Source organism: Halococcus sp. PRR34 (genome assembly GCF_028617175.1).
Classification (GTDB): domain Archaea; phylum Halobacteriota; class Halobacteria; order Halobacteriales; family Halococcaceae; genus Halococcus; species Halococcus salifodinae.
The window spans coordinates 1-19,433 of record NZ_JAQJDA010000021.1 but is presented as its reverse complement, the minus strand read 5'-3'; the positions used below and the strand labels follow the sequence as shown (position 1 = coordinate 19,433).

General features: G+C 56.0%; 13 protein-coding genes, 1 tRNA gene and 2 pseudogenes. 6 read left to right on the top strand and 10 right to left on the bottom strand.

All coding sequences use genetic code 11. The features are described 5' to 3' along the window. Position 1: 1 nt before the first annotated feature. Positions 2-2,812 carry a hypothetical protein gene (locus PHA81_RS17525; RefSeq protein WP_273837794.1) on the bottom strand — a complete coding sequence of 937 codons (2,811 nt, stop codon included), beginning with the start codon at positions 2,810-2,812 and terminating at the stop codon, positions 2-4. A gap of 249 nt (positions 2,813-3,061) precedes the next feature. Here PHA81_RS17525 and PHA81_RS17520 point away from each other — a divergent pair, with 249 nt between their 5' ends. Then, positions 3,062-3,382, top strand: coding sequence for an Lrp/AsnC family transcriptional regulator (locus tag PHA81_RS17520; RefSeq protein ID WP_273837792.1), 321 nt, complete (start codon positions 3,062-3,064; stop codon positions 3,380-3,382). A 95-nt stretch (positions 3,383-3,477) separates the two neighbouring features. On the opposite strand, the gene PHA81_RS17515 is transcribed toward PHA81_RS17520, so the two are convergent. Next, a complete protein-coding gene (locus tag PHA81_RS17515) occupies positions 3,478-3,822 on the bottom strand; it encodes a hypothetical protein (RefSeq protein WP_273837790.1) in 345 nt (114 codons plus the stop codon). Positions 3,823-3,970: 148 nt separating this feature from the next. On the opposite strand from PHA81_RS17515, the gene PHA81_RS17510 reads away from it, so the two are divergent. Further along, complete coding sequence (locus PHA81_RS17510) at positions 3,971-4,315, top strand: hypothetical protein (protein ID WP_273837788.1); 345 nt, start codon at positions 3,971-3,973, stop codon at positions 4,313-4,315. A gap of 423 nt (positions 4,316-4,738) precedes the next feature. On the opposite strand, the gene PHA81_RS17505 is transcribed toward PHA81_RS17510, so the two are convergent. Beyond that, positions 4,739-5,731: a transposase gene (locus PHA81_RS17505; RefSeq protein ID WP_273837786.1), complete on the bottom strand. Its 993-nt coding sequence runs from the start codon at positions 5,729-5,731 to the stop codon at positions 4,739-4,741. Between the two features lie 405 nt (positions 5,732-6,136). On the opposite strand from PHA81_RS17505, the gene PHA81_RS17500 reads away from it, so the two are divergent. Further along, complete coding sequence (locus PHA81_RS17500; RefSeq protein WP_273837784.1) at positions 6,137-6,937, top strand: ParA family protein; 801 nt, start codon at positions 6,137-6,139, stop codon at positions 6,935-6,937. Beyond that, a complete protein-coding gene (locus PHA81_RS17495; protein ID WP_273837782.1) occupies positions 6,934-7,572 on the top strand; it encodes a hypothetical protein in 639 nt (212 codons plus the stop codon). Before PHA81_RS17500 ends, PHA81_RS17495 begins: the two co-directional genes overlap by 4 nt. A 147-nt stretch (positions 7,573-7,719) precedes the next feature. Here PHA81_RS17495 and PHA81_RS17490 read toward each other — a convergent pair whose 3' ends face one another. The 3 genes from PHA81_RS17490 to PHA81_RS17480 form a co-directional block, all read right to left on the bottom strand. Continuing rightward, on the bottom strand, positions 7,720-8,073 hold the full coding sequence (locus PHA81_RS17490) for a hypothetical protein (protein ID WP_273837781.1): 354 nt from the start codon (positions 8,071-8,073) through the stop codon (positions 7,720-7,722). 447 nt (positions 8,074-8,520) lie between these two features. Then, positions 8,521-8,645: transfer RNA gene (locus tag PHA81_RS17485), tRNA-Ile, on the bottom strand. Positions 8,646-8,775: 130 nt separating this feature from the next. Further along, entirely contained in the window at positions 8,776-9,921 is a 1,146-nt protein-coding gene (locus tag PHA81_RS17480) for a tyrosine-type recombinase/integrase (protein WP_273837779.1), read from the bottom strand. 401 nt (positions 9,922-10,322) lie between these two features. On the opposite strand from PHA81_RS17480, the pseudogene PHA81_RS17475 reads away from it, so the two are divergent. Further along, a pseudogene (locus PHA81_RS17475) lies at positions 10,323-10,994 on the top strand (ISH3 family transposase); the annotation flags it as partial. 207 nt (positions 10,995-11,201) lie between these two features. Here the strand turns inward: PHA81_RS17475 and PHA81_RS17470 are convergent. After that, positions 11,202-13,154: an ABC transporter ATP-binding protein gene (locus PHA81_RS17470; RefSeq protein ID WP_273837776.1), complete on the bottom strand. Its 1,953-nt coding sequence runs from the start codon at positions 13,152-13,154 to the stop codon at positions 11,202-11,204. A gap of 1,042 nt (positions 13,155-14,196) precedes the next feature. Further along, positions 14,197-15,185, bottom strand: a pseudogene (locus PHA81_RS17465) (transposase). Positions 15,186-15,488: 303 nt separating this feature from the next. Between PHA81_RS17465 and PHA81_RS17460 the strand changes: the two are divergent. Next, positions 15,489-16,442, top strand: a complete 954-nt coding sequence (locus PHA81_RS17460) for a D-2-hydroxyacid dehydrogenase (RefSeq protein WP_273837773.1) — start codon at positions 15,489-15,491, stop codon at positions 16,440-16,442. A gap of 387 nt (positions 16,443-16,829) precedes the next feature. On the opposite strand, the gene PHA81_RS17455 is transcribed toward PHA81_RS17460, so the two are convergent. Both PHA81_RS17455 and PHA81_RS17450 read right to left on the bottom strand, forming a co-directional pair. After that, a complete protein-coding gene (locus tag PHA81_RS17455) occupies positions 16,830-17,645 on the bottom strand; it encodes a mandelate racemase/muconate lactonizing enzyme family protein (RefSeq protein WP_273837771.1) in 816 nt (271 codons plus the stop codon). 714 nt (positions 17,646-18,359) lie between these two features. Further along, on the bottom strand, positions 18,360-19,433 hold a 1,074-nt coding region (locus PHA81_RS17450; protein WP_273837770.1), incomplete at its 5' end, for an ISH3 family transposase.

Below are 19,433 nucleotides of genomic sequence, written 5' to 3'. Positions count from 1 at the left end.
TTCAATCAGCTCCAGCAGTGGTGATCGCTGTGAGACTTGCCTGCTCGGGTTCGACACCAATCGCTGGGATAGTTCCCCCTCCTGAATTTCGACCAACGGGACCGGCGTCAATAAGCGTCTGCACAACTCTGATCCACGGATCTAGCCAGTCGCACCCTTTCCTCAGCGCAGGTATCACTTTACCCGGATCGCCGAACAGCGCTCCCCCGATAGGATCGCCGGGGTCGGCGTATCGATCAGGATCAAGGAGACCGTGAACAGCCCCAGCGAGCACATCCCGAGCGAATGTCCCGGTTGCAGTCGGGTTAGTATCGGTCGCCACAAACTCCGGCAAGATGCCCTCACCACGCTCCTCGTCGGTGTGGAACGGCAGCGTGAAGCGCCATCCAGCCTCGGTCTGCTGGATGAAATCGAACGCCGCGAGACGGTCTGTGTAGGTGCGAATCGATCGTGATGAGACGCCGGCTCGGTCAGCGAGTTCACTTTGCACGAGGGGTGTCTGGGCAACCAGCAGCGCATGGACGATCCTCGAGAGCGCCGGTTTTCCCATCTCCGACAGGAGACGGGTGGGTTCGAGCGCCGAGAGACCATACCGGACCTCGTCGAGACGAAGCTTGCGTCCTGGAGCCTTCGTCTCCGATCCGAGATTGTGGAGTGCTCTCGCAGCATCGTAGGGTGTCCCGGTGAGCGCCGCAAGCATCGAGGTCGCCGCACGGGTCGGTCGGATCGATTTCTGACGGCACATCACCTGCACTGCCTGAGCGGTCTGCGAGCGGTCGGGAGCCTCTTCGACCGGGATGGGAACGGCGAACTCCGGTGCATCCTCGTGAACTTCTTGGTTCGAGAGACGGCGGCGGAGCGGATCAGCGAGCTGGTCGACGCTCTTGCCTACAACGACGAACGATCCGATGAGTTCACCGAACGGATCGTCGGCATCCACCGTTGGTGGAATGGCGCTCTCGCGCTTGTCTTCGCGGGATTCGAGCAATTGGCGATACGCGGTGGACTCGCCGTACCGTGATTGGATTGACACGCCGACGGAGAGCGTTTCAGCGAGGTCTGCTTGTTGACGGTCACCAAAATCTCGTGAGAAGCGTGGGACACGTGCTTCTCGAACCACATCAACGTCGGCGAGATCGAGAAGATGAACGATCGTGCCGGCGAGACCCTGGGCTTCGCGAAGGATATCGCCACGGAAGCGATTGCGGTCCTCGTAGTTCTCGTGGTGGAGATCGCGGGTGAGTTCGCGGAGGTCTTCGGCGGCTTCGAGGAGTGCATCGGTGTAGTCCTCGGCGGTGGCGTCGGCGTCTTTGAGGTAGCCAAGACACCGTGAGTTCCGAAGCAAATCAGCATGGTTGGCGAGCAGCTCCCCGAGTTTCCCTGTCTCGAAGCGCTCCGGTGTGAGGACATGACGGAAGGTTCGGGCGTTGGCTAACGCAAGTGCAATGCACACCCACCACTGCATGGGGTCATCGTACTCGCCACCGACCAGGAGCCGATCGGCGTCGTGGTCATAGTACCAGTGGGGTTCGCCACGATCGTCTTTTGTGCCAATCGGATGGTCAACCAACGTGATACCGCCGTCTGTAGCGCTGCCGATGGCCGCAGCGTAGCGGTGGCGAGCCGCCGACCGCACCTGATGATGGAAGGGGAGACGATGGCGGTTAGGAGCCGCTCCGGCACCGCCGTTGCCACTGCAACCGCTCTCCGCACAGCACGCTTCGGCCTCCGCGGCAGGGCGGTGGCGGCCCTCGCGTGCGGGCGGGGTTACACGGCTATCGTCGGACGGATTTCCGGAGTCGCTAACGACCGCTTCGAGGCGCTGCTGTCTGCCGATTTCGGTATCGAGTCTGTCGAGTAGCTTACGACCGGCGGTGAGCAGTTCGACCGCGTTGCCATCCTCGGTGGTCCGCGAGAACGTTTCGACGAGTCCGAGCTCACCGAGAGAATCATCACTGGTGGTAAGACACTGACGGACGGCTCCCTTCGTGGTCTGGTGGAGTGCGTAGAGTTCGTTGTACGAGAGGGTTTCAGATGCTTTCTCAGCGAGTTGACGGAGGATACGAACTTTTCGGCCGTTTGGATTGAGGGTGTCACGTGCCTCTTCGACTTGTTCAGCAATGGCTCCTTTTGTAGGGCCTGCGCTGCACTGTTCGCTAACAGCCGGAAGTTGTTCGCGGTACTGGCGAACTAGCTTGCGCTGCCAGCGGCCGGTCGCGATGATTCGGAGGTCGACCGCTCGTGCAAGTTCGGCGAGCAACCAGGCGATGTCCTCACGGTACTCCGGACGGAGCTCACCAAATCCATCGTCGATGCGGACGGCGATAGTTGGAGTCCGATCGCTCTCGCGAAGGACGGCGAGCGGACCGTCGGTCACCTCTTCGAACTCAACGTGCCAGCCGGCGACCGACCGACCAGGGGTGCCAAACTGGGCGTTCTGGCGCAGGACTTCGAAGAACTTTGCGTCGGCGCGGGCGAGCGACGGCACCATCCCAGCATAGACGCCACCGAGAGCGGTGACACCAACTTCTCGAAGTCGGTCCTCGCGTTGGCTGCGGTACTCGAGATCGCCAATGAGGTCGTCGACGGCAGCGACGAACTCTCCTTGAAAGTCATGATCGAGGGCAATCTGTTGCCACAGTCGGTGTGCCGTGTCGTCGGCGTGGATCTCGACGAGTGGTGAGAGCGGCGGCTGTTGGGTGAGTATGAGCTGGCTACCGCTCCTGGATGGGCTGGCCGAGATGCCCACCTCAGTTTTTGAGACCTGTGCAAACGCACCGCTATCGGAGTGTTCGTGTGGGTATTGGCTCATGATTGAGCCCCGATATTCGTGCGCTGGCGGCCGGAGAACCGCCGTACCCACGATAATGACTATATACTCAGAATTTTGTACCGAGACGAACGACAACGCTGTCGCTCTTTCTGAGAGCAAGCCTTATTATCCTGGGTCGGAAAAAGGAGATACAGGTTAATCGGTTCCGGTAACCGGTATCTCCCTCGTCGGGGAACTGGGGATTCCCCGCCGACGCTTATTTCACGTAGCCTAGCTTGGTGTGTGCCAGTGAAGAAGGGTGAGGACTTAATAGTTGGGGGTCATCCCTCATCCACCGACAAAATCATCACCCATACCACCCTTCCCTACAATATGAATAATATAGAAGGCTACATGGATGATAACACCGAGACGCACTGGCGGAAATACCCACTAGACGATTTTGTTCAAGCATTGGAGTCTGAAAATGGGGAAATGACTACACCAGAAATAAGAGCGGAAGTAGGATGCTCTCCCGAAACTGCTCGGAGAAGAATGAAAGAGTTAGATGATAAAGGAGTAGTTGAAGGGCGAAAAATCGGTTCTACGCTGGTTTGGAAGTTGGCATAGCAATATATAGTTTATCTCTCGGAGGGCCGAAAACACCGTCGTGAAGCCATGCACGGCGAACTCGTTGACCTGTTCAGTGACTCTGGGGCCACTGTCTAAAACCCGAAGTTATCGTGATAGCGCCGGACATACTGTCGCCAGTTAGTGCGGAGCTGGTCCTCGGCTTCGTCGAACGCCAGGTTGGGATCAAGGTGATCTCTTCCGCCCTCTTCGCTGAAAAATCGATCAAGATGAGGGCCACCGTGCTCACGATCGTCGATACGCGCAATTTGTACCTGCTCGATGTCCTCCTCACCGATCTCCCTATCGTAGTATAGCATGACCGCATATGAGTCGACATCAGCAGGGGATTGGACATCATCGGGCTCGAGATCGACAGCAAGCTTGATGGTCTCGGTCATGTGGGTGCCGAGTGGGTACGAATAGTCAGTCGATTCCATCCACGTGCGTCATAGGTCGTAGATAGGGTGGTTAAGTGTGTTCCTTCGTATCTGGCTACGGAAACCATAGATGGGACGCTGAACGACCACGAGGGTAACGCATTTCAATGTTGAACTGCTATGCAACGGTAGAAGAGGTGAAGAATTGATGGCAATCCAACAGCGGAATCGTGTCGAGGCGCGTGCAGAGATGGCCCGAGCGCTTGCGATGAATGGATTCGAAGAGGTTCACGTCCTCAACCATGAGACGACCGATGAGGTTCTGACGCCGAAGCGGCGAGAACTTCTCGAGCGACTCGCCGAAGAGGAATACAGGTCGGTTCGTGCACTTGCACGGGCCGTAGACCGCGACAAGGGGGCCGTCTCGAAGGACCTCCATACGTTAGCGAAGCACGATCTCGTGGCCTACGAGGAGCACGGCGCGAGCAAGGCACCGCAGCTCCGCCACCAGACAATCGTCGTTGAGCCCGTCGTATTCGAGCATGAATCATAGGGTGAGAACAACGATTTTGGAATTCAATGCAGCAGGAGACCCACTACGATAGTATATGTGAGGTCTTGGAACACCAAACGCCTCACCTGCTAGTGTGAGTGGATACGCCAGTTATGGAAGGGACCTCAGCTACGTAAGATACAGTAGTCATCGAAGTCATAGTGGATACAGCAGATACAACAGATATATCAGACATCTATCTGATGTCTGAGACCCTACCAAGTCTGGTGTTGTTGAGAGGGAAGACAAGGCCGTTACAGCTAGTTAGCTGATACGTGTTGCGGCCGGGAACGATACTATTGACCGATCCAATAGATGAGTAAAGTGGTTTGTATTCATTTCTATTATTTTCGCGGGGGTATATTCACGTCACGATAGCGCAGCCGCTCCGCATGGAGCGGCTCGCGTACCTCTTCCTATCGATTAGCCTGCCTCAAGATCACGGCTCCACAGATACCGCTTCTTTGTCTCGGTGAGGAGCGGGATCACTGCCTCCATCTCGATGTCTGGAAAGAGCTCGCGCATTCGCGCGAGCGATGCCTCCCGCGAGATGTAGCCGTGTTTGACAGTCCGCACGGTCATTTGGGTCTTGAGGAACGACTGGACGCCCTCATGCGTCCGAAATCGACGCTTTACCTGCGTCGATTTCGTGTGGCTGAAGTAGCGCTCGGCGTTGTTCGATGTGCTCGGGACCCACTCATCCCGGAGATGGACCACGAACTTCTCGACGTTCTCCATCACCTCCTCGACGTACGTCCGGACCGCTGGCGGCAGGTGCTCGATTTTATCGAGCACTGCCTCAAACCGCTGGAGAGCCGCTGTATACGACGAAGCAGCGAACACGCTCTTGAACTCGCTCCAGACAATCGCGGCGTGAAGCTTCTCCGCGTTGGAGTACCGAACGCTCTGGAACACCTTCTCTCGGAGCTTCTTCTCGCCGTTCTTCAGGAAATGGTAGTGACACCGGTGGTGGAACGCGCCGAGATCGTCTTCCACGATCTCGGCATAATCCGAGCGTCCATCCGTGGTCACGACGAAGATGGGTTTGTCTTCGAGAGCAGTGGTGAGGAATTCACGAACGGTGGCCTTTGCGCACCCGTCGACGACTTGCTCGGCGACGGGTGCTCCCATGAGGTCATCGTAGAGCAACAACCGGTATGCGCGCTTCCCATCGATGCGGAGATACTGCTCGTCATACGTGTAGATGCCCGAATACGTGGGGAGATCGTTGCGGACGATCTCCCCCGTATCTTCGGTGATCCAGTTACGAATTTGCTCGTCGGATGGTCGAACACCGAAATGAACGGTACAGATGTCCTGAAGCCGTTCCAGAGACGCGTTGGTGAACGCGTTCACAACGCGTACCAGCCGTCTGACCTCGTCGGGGTACTGGTGTTCGTCCTCGATGTAGGCCAAACTTGGCGAGAACGTCCCTCCACAGATACGACATCGATACCGTTGCACTCGCACGGGCACGTGCCCGTGCGGGTGCCTGCCGTAGGTTCCGTGCTTGTTCGCACGCTCTGACCCGCACTCACAGACCAGCGTCGGGTCCTCGACGAGTGAAGGTTCATAACCCGTGGTCTCGAACGATCCAGTTGGTGTGGTGGGACTGAGTGACACTACAGTCACTACCGCACCAACCTTCTAAGGGCATGACGTGTTGCGTCGCTGCGGCGCAGCGACGCCACGGTAATTCGAGACGACCTCTCACTATTCGAGCATAGCGGCGCTCGTCCTCACCAACACCCTACTTGGTAGGGCCGATGTCTGACGTAGCTTTATACACGCAGCCTCAGTCACGTCAGATACAGCAGTCACATGACCCGAGTAATCGCCGTGTCAAACCAAGCAGGTGGCGTTGGAAAAACGACGACATCGATTAATGTCGCGGGCGCGCTTGCCAACCGCGGACAGGATGTACTATTGATCGATGCTGACCCACAGGGAACGGCCACCGAAGGGACAGGGTTTCGAGATCGCTACGACAAGAAGATTCCATCGCTATTTCAGGTGATGGTTGATCCTACCCGCACAAACGAGATTAATGAGGTCATCCTTGATCATGCCGAGTTTGACGTGATTCCAGCAAACAAAGCGATGGACGCGCTGAAAGACGTACTCATTTCACAGGTTGCAAACAGCGAAATGCGTCTCCGGCTCGCGCTAGCGGAGGTTAATCACGAATACGACTTCATCATAATCGACTGTCCACCCGACCTGAGCCAGATATTGGACAATGCACTCATCGCGGCGCAAAACGTATTGATACCGGTCGAGCCGACTCGACGTTCAATTCGGGCGATTCAGAAAATGACCGAAGAAATCGAATATCTAACAAATAGCTTCCCGGAACAGGTCGAACAAATCGAGGTCCTCGGGATCATCGTCAACGCCATCGAAAGCACGAAAAACAACGATACCGAGGAAATGCTCGACTTCTTCAACGACGCCCCCTACGCAGTATTCCACATTCCTGATCGGGTAGCGATCAGGAGGGCTTGGAACAACGGGGTCTCGATTTTCCAGCATGAGGATCCAGCTAAAACCGAAGACGCCAGGGAGGCGTATGATGAAATCGCCGCAATGCTCGAACGTCAGCAAGCGGAGGTGACAGCATGACCGACGACGAGCTCGAAAGTCGAAAAGAAGAGACATGGGGAATGAGCGAAGTTAGAGGTGACAGCCTCGAACAAGAAGATGCAGCGATCAATCCTCCCGAAGAAGGTTCGTCAGATACAGCAGATTTAGTAGACACAGCAGATACAGCAGAAGTAGAGGCAGAGACTGACGCAGCCTCAGACATAGCGGCCGATAAAACTGGAAAAACTAAATCAGATACAACAGATGTAGCAGATACAGCACAATCCGAAAATCCAGAAAATACCTCAGATACGCCAGACACAGTAGATCCTGGGGCCGCTGCAGACCAATCAGTATCACAAGATACAGCAGATACAGCAGACGCAGACGTCTCCTCAACGACTAAAGAGCGGCCAGAGGGAGCAACAGTCAGACAGATGGCTCGTGATGCCGAGGCTAAGGAATTCACCGTGAGAGATCTCCGAAATGTAAACGTCTATCTCTACGATGACATCCACAAGGAGATGGTTTCGACCTTCAAGGCTCTTGACTCCGAGTATTATCAGAAGCACGGCGAAGATCTATCTAAAAATAAAGATTTTTTCAATGCAGTATTCCGCGCAGGACTGAGCAGTCCCCGTCTTCGGAAGGAGCTTGAACTGAGGAAAGAGTAACTTTTGGACCACTCTGTTCTCCTGCACACCGAACGCGATGCCATACCCGAACACTCGGTTACGACGCCGGAAAACGGTGCTCCATGGGTGAAGCTCTTAGCTCCATGATGTCACGACAGAGAAAACTACGCTATGTTCTCTAGTCTCTCACTCAATCACGAAGTTAGGAATGAGGTCGTTCTCAACGAGGTAGGGGAGGACGTGTTCCTCGCGCCACTCATAGAGAAGATCCATCAGTTCGTCCTCCAATTCGTGCAAGCGGGACTCGTTGATTGGGCAACTCTCAAGGACATGCCACGTGTTCGCATCGGGATCAAACGCGATCGCGTACATCGTATCATCGAAATAGAGGATAAATTCTGTTATGATATCATTAAATCGGCTTTCGATCGGCATCGTTCCGTCGACGGCGTCTGATTCGCCCAGTTCCTTCACCGTCTCAGCTGACATCGGTTGTGATGGGAGTGCATCAAAGACATGTGGTTGCGAGTTGTCAGTCATGAGTAGCCCGGTCCGTATCGCTGCGGTATACTTGATGTGAGAGTAGCAGACAGCATTATCGTTTCGCTCATCCCGGCAACTCTGACGTTTTACCGCGGTGCGTGACCTGGTGACCGAGGACGGGACGAGGGCTACACGAGACTTTCACGGCGAACACGCCCGGAACAATGGGTTTCGGTGGCGAGATTGGTGGCAGACGACGATCATTGGACCTCCCGGACGCTACTCCCGGGACAGTGCCCGCCAGCAACGCCGAACGCGCTCGCTATCGTGGTCCGTAGTAATCCTCTCGCAACGCATACTGGTAGGGTTTCTCCCTACCACAAATGTTACTCTCGGGTTGTATGGTTTGGCCTCGACGAGGTTCTACTTGATGCTATTGAGCGTGAGCTTTTCCGTATCACCATGGTACGCAGAGCTGGATATTACGCAGAATAGGGATCGGGATGGGCCCTGTCGGATTCGAACCAACGACCACTCGGTATCTCCCAGCACCACGAATCCATGTGGTGGCACGGTGGATCCGCAGTTCCATTATGAGCCGAGCGCTCGTACCACTGAGCTAAGGGCCCGTGATCGTCTTGCTGGCGAGTGTTCTGGGGCCTATGGCATAAATTCTCTCTATCGTCCGTCGTGGGCTACGGCGACCGTTCTTCGGCTGAGATTTCATCAGGATTCGCATGCCCTGATCGTGAAGGCGGCTCATTCATCGTCAAATACGTCGCTGACGTCCTCGGCGAGATCACCAGCATCGATGTGCTGGTAGGCCTTCGCGGTGGTTTGGGGATCCTCGTGCCGGAGCGCACGCTGAGCTGCCCCGGGCCCACGCTCGCGATAGAGTGTATCGCCGAGACCACGCCGCGCACCGTGGGCCTGGAGATAATCAGCAGCCCCTTCGGGATCAATCCCCGCCTCCTCGCACAGTTCGCGGAGGATTCGTCGAACGCTCCGCTTGGTGAGGTTCTGTGGCGGAATCTCGTGTTCACGAAGGACCTCTTCGACTTCACTCTCGTCGAGGAGTGTCTCGACCTCTTCGTCGTCGAATCCACGCTCGGAAAGCTCCTCACGTGCCTGTTGATAGAGCGTAGGAGCATGCGCAGTAGGAAAGACAGGCCACTCGTTGTTTAGTGGTCGCTGGACCGTTCGATGGCGTTCAAGCGCACTACGTGTCTGTCGTGGGAGCTGAGCGTCCTGCCACTCTTGGGTTTTTCCGAGGACACGCAAAGAGCCTCCCTCGAGATCAACATCGTTCCAGAGGAGTCCCTGTCGTCGGTCATCGCGGGTATCACGAGCGATCTCGGCAGTGCGACAGCCTGAGAACGCGAGCACGCGCATGAGCGCGCGATCACGCACTTCGATAGTTGCGTCATACCCCTTCTCGTCGACAGCATCATGGGCGCGTTTGTCGACAAATCGGAGTAACCGAGTACGATCTTCAGCCGACCAGAACTGCTGGGTGGTGCGTTCGCCGGAGTCCTGCGGGAGTTCGGTTTTGGCACGACGGGCGAGCGCTGGATTCGTCGAAATGCGTTCGTCCTCGACGCACCATGTGAGGAAGCCGCTGATAGTCGCGTAATAGGTCCGGGCGGAGGCAGGCGTGATTCCCGTTTCTGGATCGCTCTCACGCGCCCGAGCTCGTCGCCGGAGGCGCTGGGCGTATCGACGCATGTTCTGACTGTCGAGATCCTCCAGATCATCGACACCGTGTCTTTGAAGCCACTCACTCCACCGATTGAGCACGTTCTCGGCGAGCGCGCGGTAGTTTCCTGAGTCGTTACCCTTCTGCTTGGCGTCGAGGAACGCCTTGATCGTCTCGGTGATCGATTCAGTGTGCTCGTCAGAACTCATGAACGCTCTCTCCCGTTACGCATCGAAGGGGCCTGGGGTGAGTGCTTGACTACTCGATCAAGCCTGGAAACGGTCTTCTGAGGGTAAAAATCGGGCTGAGCGCGGCGAGAAACACTGTCCTGAGTTGGGGGCATGATTTGTGCTTCACCGAGGGCGCGGGGATGCATAAATTCACGTCGTTTTATCCGGTTAAGCGGACGTGGATGGTTGAAACGAGAAATCGCCATACTGCGGTCGGATTCGTTCTATTACACTGTATGACGCTATATTGAAATCAACCAGCTGAAGACCCCAGAGATTCGGAGTATGGATTTCTACAAACCACCTATTTGCTAACAGGTCGGGTCAGCATGGTGTGCTGGAGTAGGTGATTCTCGGTTAAACTATTCTGGTTTGGACGAGAAGCAGACGCGGGCGAGCGCGTCCTCGACCGCGTCGAGGCCTATTCTTTCGATATCGAGCTGTTGTTGGCTGATTCGGGCTTCTACAACGAGCGCGTCATCCGCCACTCACGTGAGATTGCTGCGACAGTCGTGCCGGTCGCCGAGAAAGGCGACCGGCTCGAAGAGAAGCTTGAGACGCACAAATCGTACATGACCACCTACCGGATGTACAAGGACCGCGAGCGGGAACTCCGCTTCCCGTTCGCGGTTTCAGTCTCATATCAGAACGGCGATCGTGGCAAGCACGGCGAAGTGGTTCGGGGGTACGCGGCGTGCGATCTGGACGATCGCACGTCTGCACAGGTCGAACACTGCTACCGGAAGCGATCGGCGATCGAATCCAGCTATCGGTTGTTTCGGAGCGCACGAGCGGTAACCTCGACGCAAGACCCGATCGTGTGGTTTGCGTTCGTGGTGGTGAGCTTCCTCCTTGAGAACTTGTGGCTGGTGCTACGATGGGCGGTCGTCGCCCGCCAACGTCGGGGCGGGCGCGACCTACCCGAGGAGTTCTCGTTCTCGGTATTCTGTGACTGGATTCGACACGCGTTGGAAGAAGAGTTGGAGCGGTGGTGGAAGATCGAGATGAATGGTGTCGGCGTGCCGGACGCATACACCGCGGCCGCGGGCTGAGGCCAGCCCGCGGCCACGGGGGTGCCCTTCGTGAGCATCAGCTGTCGGCTGGATTCATGAGGAGTCGATACTGGGAAGCGTTGAGTACGCAGCAGCGCTTCTGACCTCCAACTCCACTGCGATGTTTATCTCGACAGCTCACCGGTTCAGAGGAGATATTGAGATTTCAGTTGGGAACTACCGATTCTAATAAGCTCGTTCCATGGGCTACGATGATAGAGCACTCGCCTGGCCTGACGTCATGTCAGATTGGGAGGTCCACAAATCTGCGTAGGTCCCACCATTATCAAGTAGCATCTCGTGGCTCCCGCTCTCAATGATGCCGCCGTCGTCAAGAACCACGATTTGGTCGGCGTCACGAATCGTCGAGAGTCGGTGTGCGATCACGAATGCGGTCCGATCCTCACACAATCGATCAAGATTCTCCTGAATCACTTCCTCAGTTTCCGTATCCACGTCAGAGGTAGCCTCGTCAAGGATAATTATCGATGGATCGTTGAACAGTGTTCGGGAAATAGCGACACGTTGGCGCTGGCCACCCGAGAGTTTCACACCACGCTCGCCTACCTGTGTATCGTAGCCCTCTGGCAAGTCCGTAATGAATTCGTGTGCGCCCGCGGCCCGGGCAGCCTCACGGAGACGGCGTTCGGCTGCCTCCGAACATCCACTCTCGGACGAGGCGTACAGTTCGGCGAACGTATCCTTGTCACCGTATGCAATGTTCTCACGAATCGTTCCCGAAAACATATACGGGTCTTGCTCAACGACGCCGATCTCATCGCGAAGCGCTTGGAGATCGCACTCACGAACATCAATACCATCGATTCGGACAGTTCCCTCGTCTGTATCGTGAAACCGTGGAAGAAGTTTCAGAAGTGTGGATTTTCCGGAACCACTAGTACCGGCAAGTCCGACGGTCGTGCCTGCTGGCACATTGAGCTCGATTCCATCGAGAACACGGTCATCTTGATTATCGTAGCTGAAAGTGATATCTTCAAGCATCACCGAACCCGCAACGGGTGTGGGATCAACTGCGTCCGCCGGAGAAGTGATGGTCGGATCGTGACCAAGCACGCCGAAGATCCGCTCGGCACTAGATTTGGCCTTCTGGTACTTGTTGGCTGTCTTGCCAAGTCGAGTCATCGGGCCGTCGAGTCGTCGCAAGAACATGAAGAACAATGTGAACGTCCCGACAGTCATCCCGTTCGCAAGCGTTACGGGCCCCACCGTGATTCCGGTACCGATGACCCCGAGACCGCCGCCAACCAGTACGAGCAGGAACACTGCCCCAATGAGCAGTCGGAGCGAGGAAAAAAACGCCTTCCGAATTCGGATCACGCCAACTTTCTCATCACGGTATGCGTCGCTTTGATCCTCGACACGCTCGCGCTCAATGTCGTAGCGGTCGAACGCCTTGATGACGGCGACGCCACCGAGATTGTTAGAAAATCGAGTGTTGAGCTGGGCAACCAATTCGCGAATGCGCTTGTATCGAGGTTCGATCCAGACCATGAATCTCGCGGTCACGACCGCAATCACCGGCATTGGCGCAAGCGCGATCAGCGCGAGTTCAGGGGCGTAGTAGAGCATCACTGCCCCGACGACGCCGAACAACACAATCGCACGGATGATCTGGCGAATTTCGGAGTTGAAGAAGTCCTCCAGCCGGTTGATGTCACTATTGAGAATCGCCATCATTCCGCCGGTCTGATGTCTGTTGAAGAAATCCATAGAAAGATGCTGCATATGGTCGTAAGTGTCCGAGCGTAGGTCGTTCTGGATCTCTTGAGCAGTTGACTGGAACAGATATCGTGATGCGAACTGAGAGATTGCTTGTACTACGTACGCTCCACCAGCAATGAGTGCCAGCGTATAGAGCAGATTGATCCGCCCTGCAGTCATCCCCGCAGGGATGGTCTCACTCGTGATGAGTCCGACCTGAGCAAGGAGTTGGGGTTTGCCAGGTGCATCGATGACCCGATCAATCGTGGCTGCGACTGCAAGTGCAGGAACCAACCGTGCTAAACGCATTACAAGCGATGCGAGCATCGCCGGCACAAGCCGTTTCCAATATGGGACTACGTATGCGAACAAGTTTCGCATCGGGTGACCATCAACTTCTTCGCGAATGTCCTCGAATCCGCCATGAATGTGCGGCATTAGACTGTTTGAGACACCTCAACACGGCGTTCCGAGATGCCAGCGATTAAATCAATCGTTACCGGCAGCAACACCTGATACACAAAGCATTAGACAACAAGATTTTTTGTTATTAAAAATCTGTTGGCCACTCAGAAGACAGAGTGGGCACTATTTTAATCAGCGCTCTTGTGATGTACATTGTTGGTAATTACTGGTTATCCTGATTGCTCTCCACCAACAATCATCTTCTCGAGAGCGAAGACGGCAGTACGTTTGCGGGCCATTCGTTGAGCAGCATTCGTCTCCTCCGGATCGTTACTCAGGGATTGCTCGCAGTATGAGTGTGTCATAGAATTCGTCACACAACTCAATAGCGGGCTGCGAAACAGCATCTGATACGGAGCCAAATAGTGCCGTTATTCAGAACTAGCGGTAGCAGGCCTCTCAAACGAGAGCCGAATACTGTGCTAACCATTCTATGACACGCTGCGCAGTATGGATAAACGATTCGGCTATGGAATCCAAATTGGATGGAGCCACGCCAGACGACAGTTTCAAAATTAGCCGGCAGTTCAAACTTGCGCGACAACTAGTGAAAATCTCGGGTTTATTAGAAATTCAGCCTATAGATAGTCAAGACACGGTCTAGTTAAGAACCGAATCGACGAGGACGAATAGATCTCCAAGCTATTTTCTAACGCCTGCCTCACTCAAGACAGTGTCGCCTCTAAGGGTGATACTGGCTTGTTCCCCAATGTGAAAACGATATCTATGAGGGCCCAACATCCCTGTGAGTGATCAAGCGGTTCGCAACGCCAACCGCAGTGGGGATTGCCGGTTCGCGAACCGAGAGCAACAGCACTGACACTTGGTCAGGTAATCATTCACAGTTCGAACAGGTCTGACCATCGCTCCACAACCATGATCTGTTCGTCGTACACTTCCGGGCACGTTCGTGACCATATACGCCACGGCGCGAATACCGAACCAACTTGCAGTGGGAGGTGACGGCGGGCTTACCTGCTTCCCATTCGGCTACGAGGACGTCATAGAACTCTTGTCACACCGTGATGATCGTGCTCCCCGAACTGTCTCGCCGTTCGTAGTTGGTGATAGCGACGACGAATCGGAGACACAGCGCGAGGAACACTTGTGCTCGTGCATGGACGCGGCCTCGGGCGCGGACATGCCCGAGGCCGCAATCTTTGACCGAATCGTTGGTTCGTTCGACTCCATTCCGTTGGTTGTACGTCTCGTCTAACGTTGATTGCTTCAACCGAACATCTTCGCTGTGTTCGTCGATCCGGTCTTCGACCCTGTACCCGATATCGAGCGGATCGTCGGTGTTTCGTGCGTTGTACGGGGCGACTGCACGACTCCTGCGGTCAGCAGGTAGTCGTACCAGTCGAGCGAGTTGTACGCGCTGTCACCTCATCCAGATCGGTTGATCGACGGCGAGCGCGTCCCGCGTGACGCGCATCACCGTCTCTTCGGGCGCTTGTTTGCTCTCAGTGAATTCAGTTGCAATTAGTATCTTTGACCCACTCGAAACGATCGTGCAGCCGTATCCGTAGTAGTATTCCTCAACCGTTGGATCGTAGCATTTCGACGCATCTTTGTCGGCTGGCATCGTTCTCACGTCGGTTAAATCGATACAGTAGGTCAGGTTGAGCAGGCCGCGGGCGGCGGCCTGCTCGACGAGGTGGTCGAAGACCTCGTCAACGACGTGTTCGAGGTCGGTGAGAAACCGGTCGACCGTGTCTCTGGACGGCGGTCGATCGAAGCAGCAACTAAGCCAGACGAACGTGGTCCGAAGTTCTCGTGCAACGGGACGGATGCCGTAGATGTCCTTGAAGTAGGAATAGAGAAAGCTACGCATCAGTTTCACTGGCTCGTAATCCCGTGTTCGCCCGCTTCCGACGGGGCGAACACGTCGAATTCTTCGAGAACCTCGAAGGAGAGGTACTCAAACAACGCGAGTGTCTCCGTCGCCACGAGATTGAAGAACGAATCTACCGAAGGATTATCCCGCAGGGTCGCTGAACACATCCATCAAAGCGTTCACTCTGCTCGTTGGTGTGGTAATCGTTCTATGACGCCCTCACTCGGCTACGATAGCTAACATTCCACCGTCCGATCTGGCAGGACCACATGACGAGGATCGACGAGGGTAGCACTCCCTCGGAGACCGCTGCAAGGGCGGAAAACTCGCCCCATGAACGTCCCCAAATAACTACGGAGAGATCGTCGGATCGTCCGAGAAACTTGGCTGGCATCAGATTCAACCATGATAGCACCTACTGTCGAACACCGGTAAATAAATGAACGTCCCTGCCGCTCCTCTCAGTGGCCATGAGTCCACCAAAGCTTCTGATAACACATACTGTCGATCCTGGTAGCGCATCAAGCATCGTCCCGTGTCTCGAATCAGCACTTCCGACAGGTGCACTCGAGCGGGCACGAACGCCGGCGGAGTCGCGAACGCTGCTTTCCGACGCCGACGCCATCGTCACACTGTCGTTGTCCGACAACCTGCTGGCGGCCACCGAATCGGTCGGGTGGGTGCAAGCACTCTCGGCAGGAGTCGACCACTACGACCTCGACGCGCTTCGCGAACGAGACATAGCGTTTACCAACGTCTCGGGCGTCCACGCGGAACAAATCGCCGAGCAAGTACTCGGATACATTCTAATGTTCGAGCGGCGGATACACGAAAGTATTCAGCAGCAGCAACACTCTGTGTGGAAACGCGTCGAAGGGGGTGAAGTCCGTGGCAAGACGCTCGGTATCATCGGCGTCGGATCGATTGGTACTCGGGTCGCCGAACTCGGTAGCGCGCTCGGTATGCAAGTGATTGGGACGAAACGGGATCCGAAAACGGCTCCAGAGGCGCTTGAGACGTGTTATTCCCCAGATGATTTTCACGAGGTGGTTTGCCAGTCGTCGTATCTCGTGCTTGCGTGTCCGCTCACGGAGACGACCAACGGGATGATCGGGATCGACGAAATTAGGATGATGCCCACGGACGCAATTCTGGTGAACATCGCACGCGGCGAGATCGTCGATCAAGACGCTTTGATCCGTGGGCTCCACAACGGTTGGATCCGAGGTGCAGGACTGGACGTTTTCGAGACGGAGCCGCTTCCACAAACTTCGTCACTTTGGGACCTCCCTAACGTGGTTGTCACGCCGCACATGGCCGGATCCTCGCCACGGAAGGCTGAGCGGTGGTGTTCGGTCATTGCTGAGAATTACCGGAAGTTCGCGAACAACAATCGAAACGAACTCGTCAACCGAGTCGTTTGAACAGCCATGATACACCAGTTATTCGCCTTAGTTCCCGAGATCGGTCGATCAGAGTTCCGTAACCCGTCGATCGTTGTGAATTTTCCCTCTTTCGATCCTTCCGGACGACATCCTGTGAGGAATATAGAAACTCCCGCGCGGGCGCGCTCGCGAGACCAATTCGGCCTCCACACCTACTAGCGGCCGATACGAGTTATAGTGCCGAATCGCTTGAAGCGTCGGTTCATACATCACATCGTATTCCGTGGCTCCATCAGTACGGGTCCTCAAGTTCAGGGTCAGCTGTTATTCGCCAGTTCGATGTTTCCCGAGCGTGTGTCGACAGTTGGTGGTAATTGCAAGCAAGAGCCTCGACGTCGGCAAGTAAGTGTTCGCCGACTTACGGCCTCAACGCATCCCACGGAACCCACATGTGAAGATTTCGTCGGTGCGATTGTCCTTTTCATATGGATGGTCGTCAAGTGCGTCTTCATTGAGTTCGATCCCAAGACCGGGCCCATCAGGAAGGTGATAAACACCGTTTTCGACGTATTCAGATCCCACGATCAAATCATCACGCCACGGCGGAAGATCGGGGAAGTACTCAAGCACGAGGAAGTTCGGGATCGTCGCGCAGGCGTGGGCTGCAGCGGCGGTCGCGACCGGGCCACGGGAATTATGCGGCGCAATCGGGACGTACTCCGCATACGCCATCGATGCGATCTTTTTCAGCTGGCTGATCCCGCCACAATTACTGACATCTGGTTGCACGATGTCGCCAGGTGTCGGGTCGTCGAGAAAGTCTCGATAATCGAATACAGTTAACAATCGCTCGCCAGTGGCGATCGGGACGTTGATCCGATCGCGGATCCGCCGCATTGCGGCTTGGTTCTCAGGTGGGATAGGTTCCTCGACAAATGCGGGATCGAATGCTGTCACGCGCTCTACGAGTTCGATTGCGACCTGAGGCGCGTGGACACCGTGAAAATCGATGCCGAGTGCGAGCGAGTCACCAACTGCATCTCGAACCGCCCGGAGGCGTTCAACACCACGATCGCGTGAGAGATCATCTGGCCAGGCTGAATCACCCTCAGGTTGGTCGAAAGGAACGAATTTTGTCATTTCATATCCTCGCTTGACAACCTCCGTGGCGGCCTCACCGTAGTCCGCAGGCGAATCGCCGCCGATGACGCCGTTGGCGTAGACATCGATCTTCTCGGTCATCGGCCCACCGAGTAGGTCACACACCCGAACATCGTGATGCTTACCGAGAACATCCCAAAGTGCCATCTCGATCCCGGAAAGCGCCGTCATCGACACCGGCCCCCAGTTCCATGCGTAGGCGTTGTACGCTCGGTCCCACAGACCCTCGATGTTTCGTGGATCCCGGCCGACGAGTACTCGACTGAGGTCGTGGACGGCCATTTCTGTCGCACGCTCCATCCCTGGGGCCGTTGCCTCTCCAAGTCCAGAGATCCCCTCGTCGGTTCGAACGTGAACGAAGCAGTGGTGTCTCGCGTTCTCGCCTGTGTCACCTTTCACCAGCGTCGTCTCGATATCGATAATTTCCACGATTGTACCGCGTTCGCAGTGAGTATTAAATTCGACTGTGATCGTGAAAGTGGTCGCTCTGTTCAGTATATCGTTACCCAGCCGTTTCTTAACCAACTGTCTAATGAGTTGAGTGTGTAGTGTCCGCCAAAGATTTCGTCGGCGGTATCTGCCCGGCGATCAACCAGGTGAGATGAAACTCAGTACCTCACAAAGCTCGTCGGCTGACTGCTTCTGAGATGTGAGTTCGGTAGAGAAATCGGTGCCGAGCAACTGCTGAGAAGGACGGTTCGACACCGAGAGTATCGAACCTGTCGCAGTCGGCGGCGGAACGCCGCCGACGCGACGACGTTGCCACTCGCCGAGCGGGCGGTCCCGGTGGGTAGATTACCGCTCGAAGCGGTCGTCCGGAGGCTTGTTTGCGGGGACGGCGCGACGCACCGCGAGCGCCGTCTCAGCTGCTCGTCGTACCATCCCAAGGAACTCGTCGAATCGCCACGACCAGAGGCGTCGCGCGCCTCGGCGCGGCGACGCCACATACTCCCAGTGGAGATATCGCCACACGTTCTGAAGGAGGTAGCTGATCAGCACGTACAGGAACCGCACCGCCGGATTCTGTGTCGTCGTATTCGCAATGCTTCGTTCGGACAGCCGGTAGGTCGATTCGATCCCGAACCGTCGGCTGTAGTACTTCCGAGCCTGACGCGGTGTGTCGATGAACGGCGCGTCGACGGCGTAGCCGTGACGCGCCACACCTTCCTCGTCGTACTTGCCTTGCTGGTACGTACAGTCGATGTAGACCGGGAAATCGACGGTCCACGTGTGACCGTCGATTTCGCCTTGGAGGTCGTGATCGATCACGCGGCTCCAGCCCTGACTCAGTTCGGTCTGAATCTTCTCGCCCCACTTCACGATCGGCATGACGAAAGCGTAGTTGTGGGCAGCGAGCAGCGTCAGACAGTACGTATCGTAGAACTCGCGGTCAAGGTAGACGGCCTTGACTTCGAGGTCAAGGCCGTCGAGCACGCCGAGCAGTTCCGCAAGAATCGAGCTGGCGGTGTCGCCGTCGGTCAGACGGCGCACCGCCAGCGTGTAGCGTTTGTTGCGTACGCGGGCGTAGAGTGTGGCGTATCCATGGAACGTGGTTGTTCCAGCTTTGGCGAGTGACTCGTAGAGTTCCTCTTCGGAGTCGTACTCTTCGCCGTAGTACGGACGGAGGTGGAGGTCGGCGACGACCTCCACCGGCCGATCCGGCAGGAGTTCGAGGATGTCTTGCTGGATGAGTGTCTTGCCGACTCGTTCGAGCTCTGCGAGCTCGAACTTCGTCCGGAGGTGATGGAGAATCGTATTGCCGTGGGGTGAGTCCTCTGAGATCTCGCAGAGATGACTGACCGAGTCCTCGTCGGCTGTTGCGCCGACGAGGACGTCCCAGATGTCCTCGGAGTCGATATCGGCGTTTTC

What these genes read in the sequence shown, in the direction of transcription:
- PHA81_RS17525 (WP_273837794.1), bottom strand. Translation starts at nt 2,812, where the DNA reads ATGAGCCAATACCCACACGAACACTCCGATAGCGGTGCGTTTGCACAG.
- PHA81_RS17515 (WP_273837790.1), bottom strand. Translation starts at nt 3,822, where the DNA reads ATGGAATCGACTGACTATTCGTACCCACTCGGCACCCACATGACCGAG.
- PHA81_RS17510 (WP_273837788.1), top strand. Translation starts at nt 3,971, where the DNA reads ATGGCAATCCAACAGCGGAATCGTGTCGAGGCGCGTGCAGAGATGGCC.
- PHA81_RS17500 (WP_273837784.1), top strand. Translation starts at nt 6,137, where the DNA reads ATGACCCGAGTAATCGCCGTGTCAAACCAAGCAGGTGGCGTTGGAAAA.
- PHA81_RS17495 (WP_273837782.1), top strand. Translation starts at nt 6,934, where the DNA reads ATGACCGACGACGAGCTCGAAAGTCGAAAAGAAGAGACATGGGGAATG.
- PHA81_RS17490 (WP_273837781.1), bottom strand. Translation starts at nt 8,073, where the DNA reads ATGACTGACAACTCGCAACCACATGTCTTTGATGCACTCCCATCACAA.
- PHA81_RS17480 (WP_273837779.1), bottom strand. Translation starts at nt 9,921, where the DNA reads ATGAGTTCTGACGAGCACACTGAATCGATCACCGAGACGATCAAGGCG.
- PHA81_RS17470 (WP_273837776.1), bottom strand. Translation starts at nt 13,154, where the DNA reads ATGCCGCACATTCATGGCGGATTCGAGGACATTCGCGAAGAAGTTGAT.
- PHA81_RS17460 (WP_273837773.1), top strand. Translation starts at nt 15,489, where the DNA reads ATGAGTCCACCAAAGCTTCTGATAACACATACTGTCGATCCTGGTAGC.
- PHA81_RS17455 (WP_273837771.1), bottom strand. Translation starts at nt 17,645, where the DNA reads ATGACCGAGAAGATCGATGTCTACGCCAACGGCGTCATCGGCGGCGAT.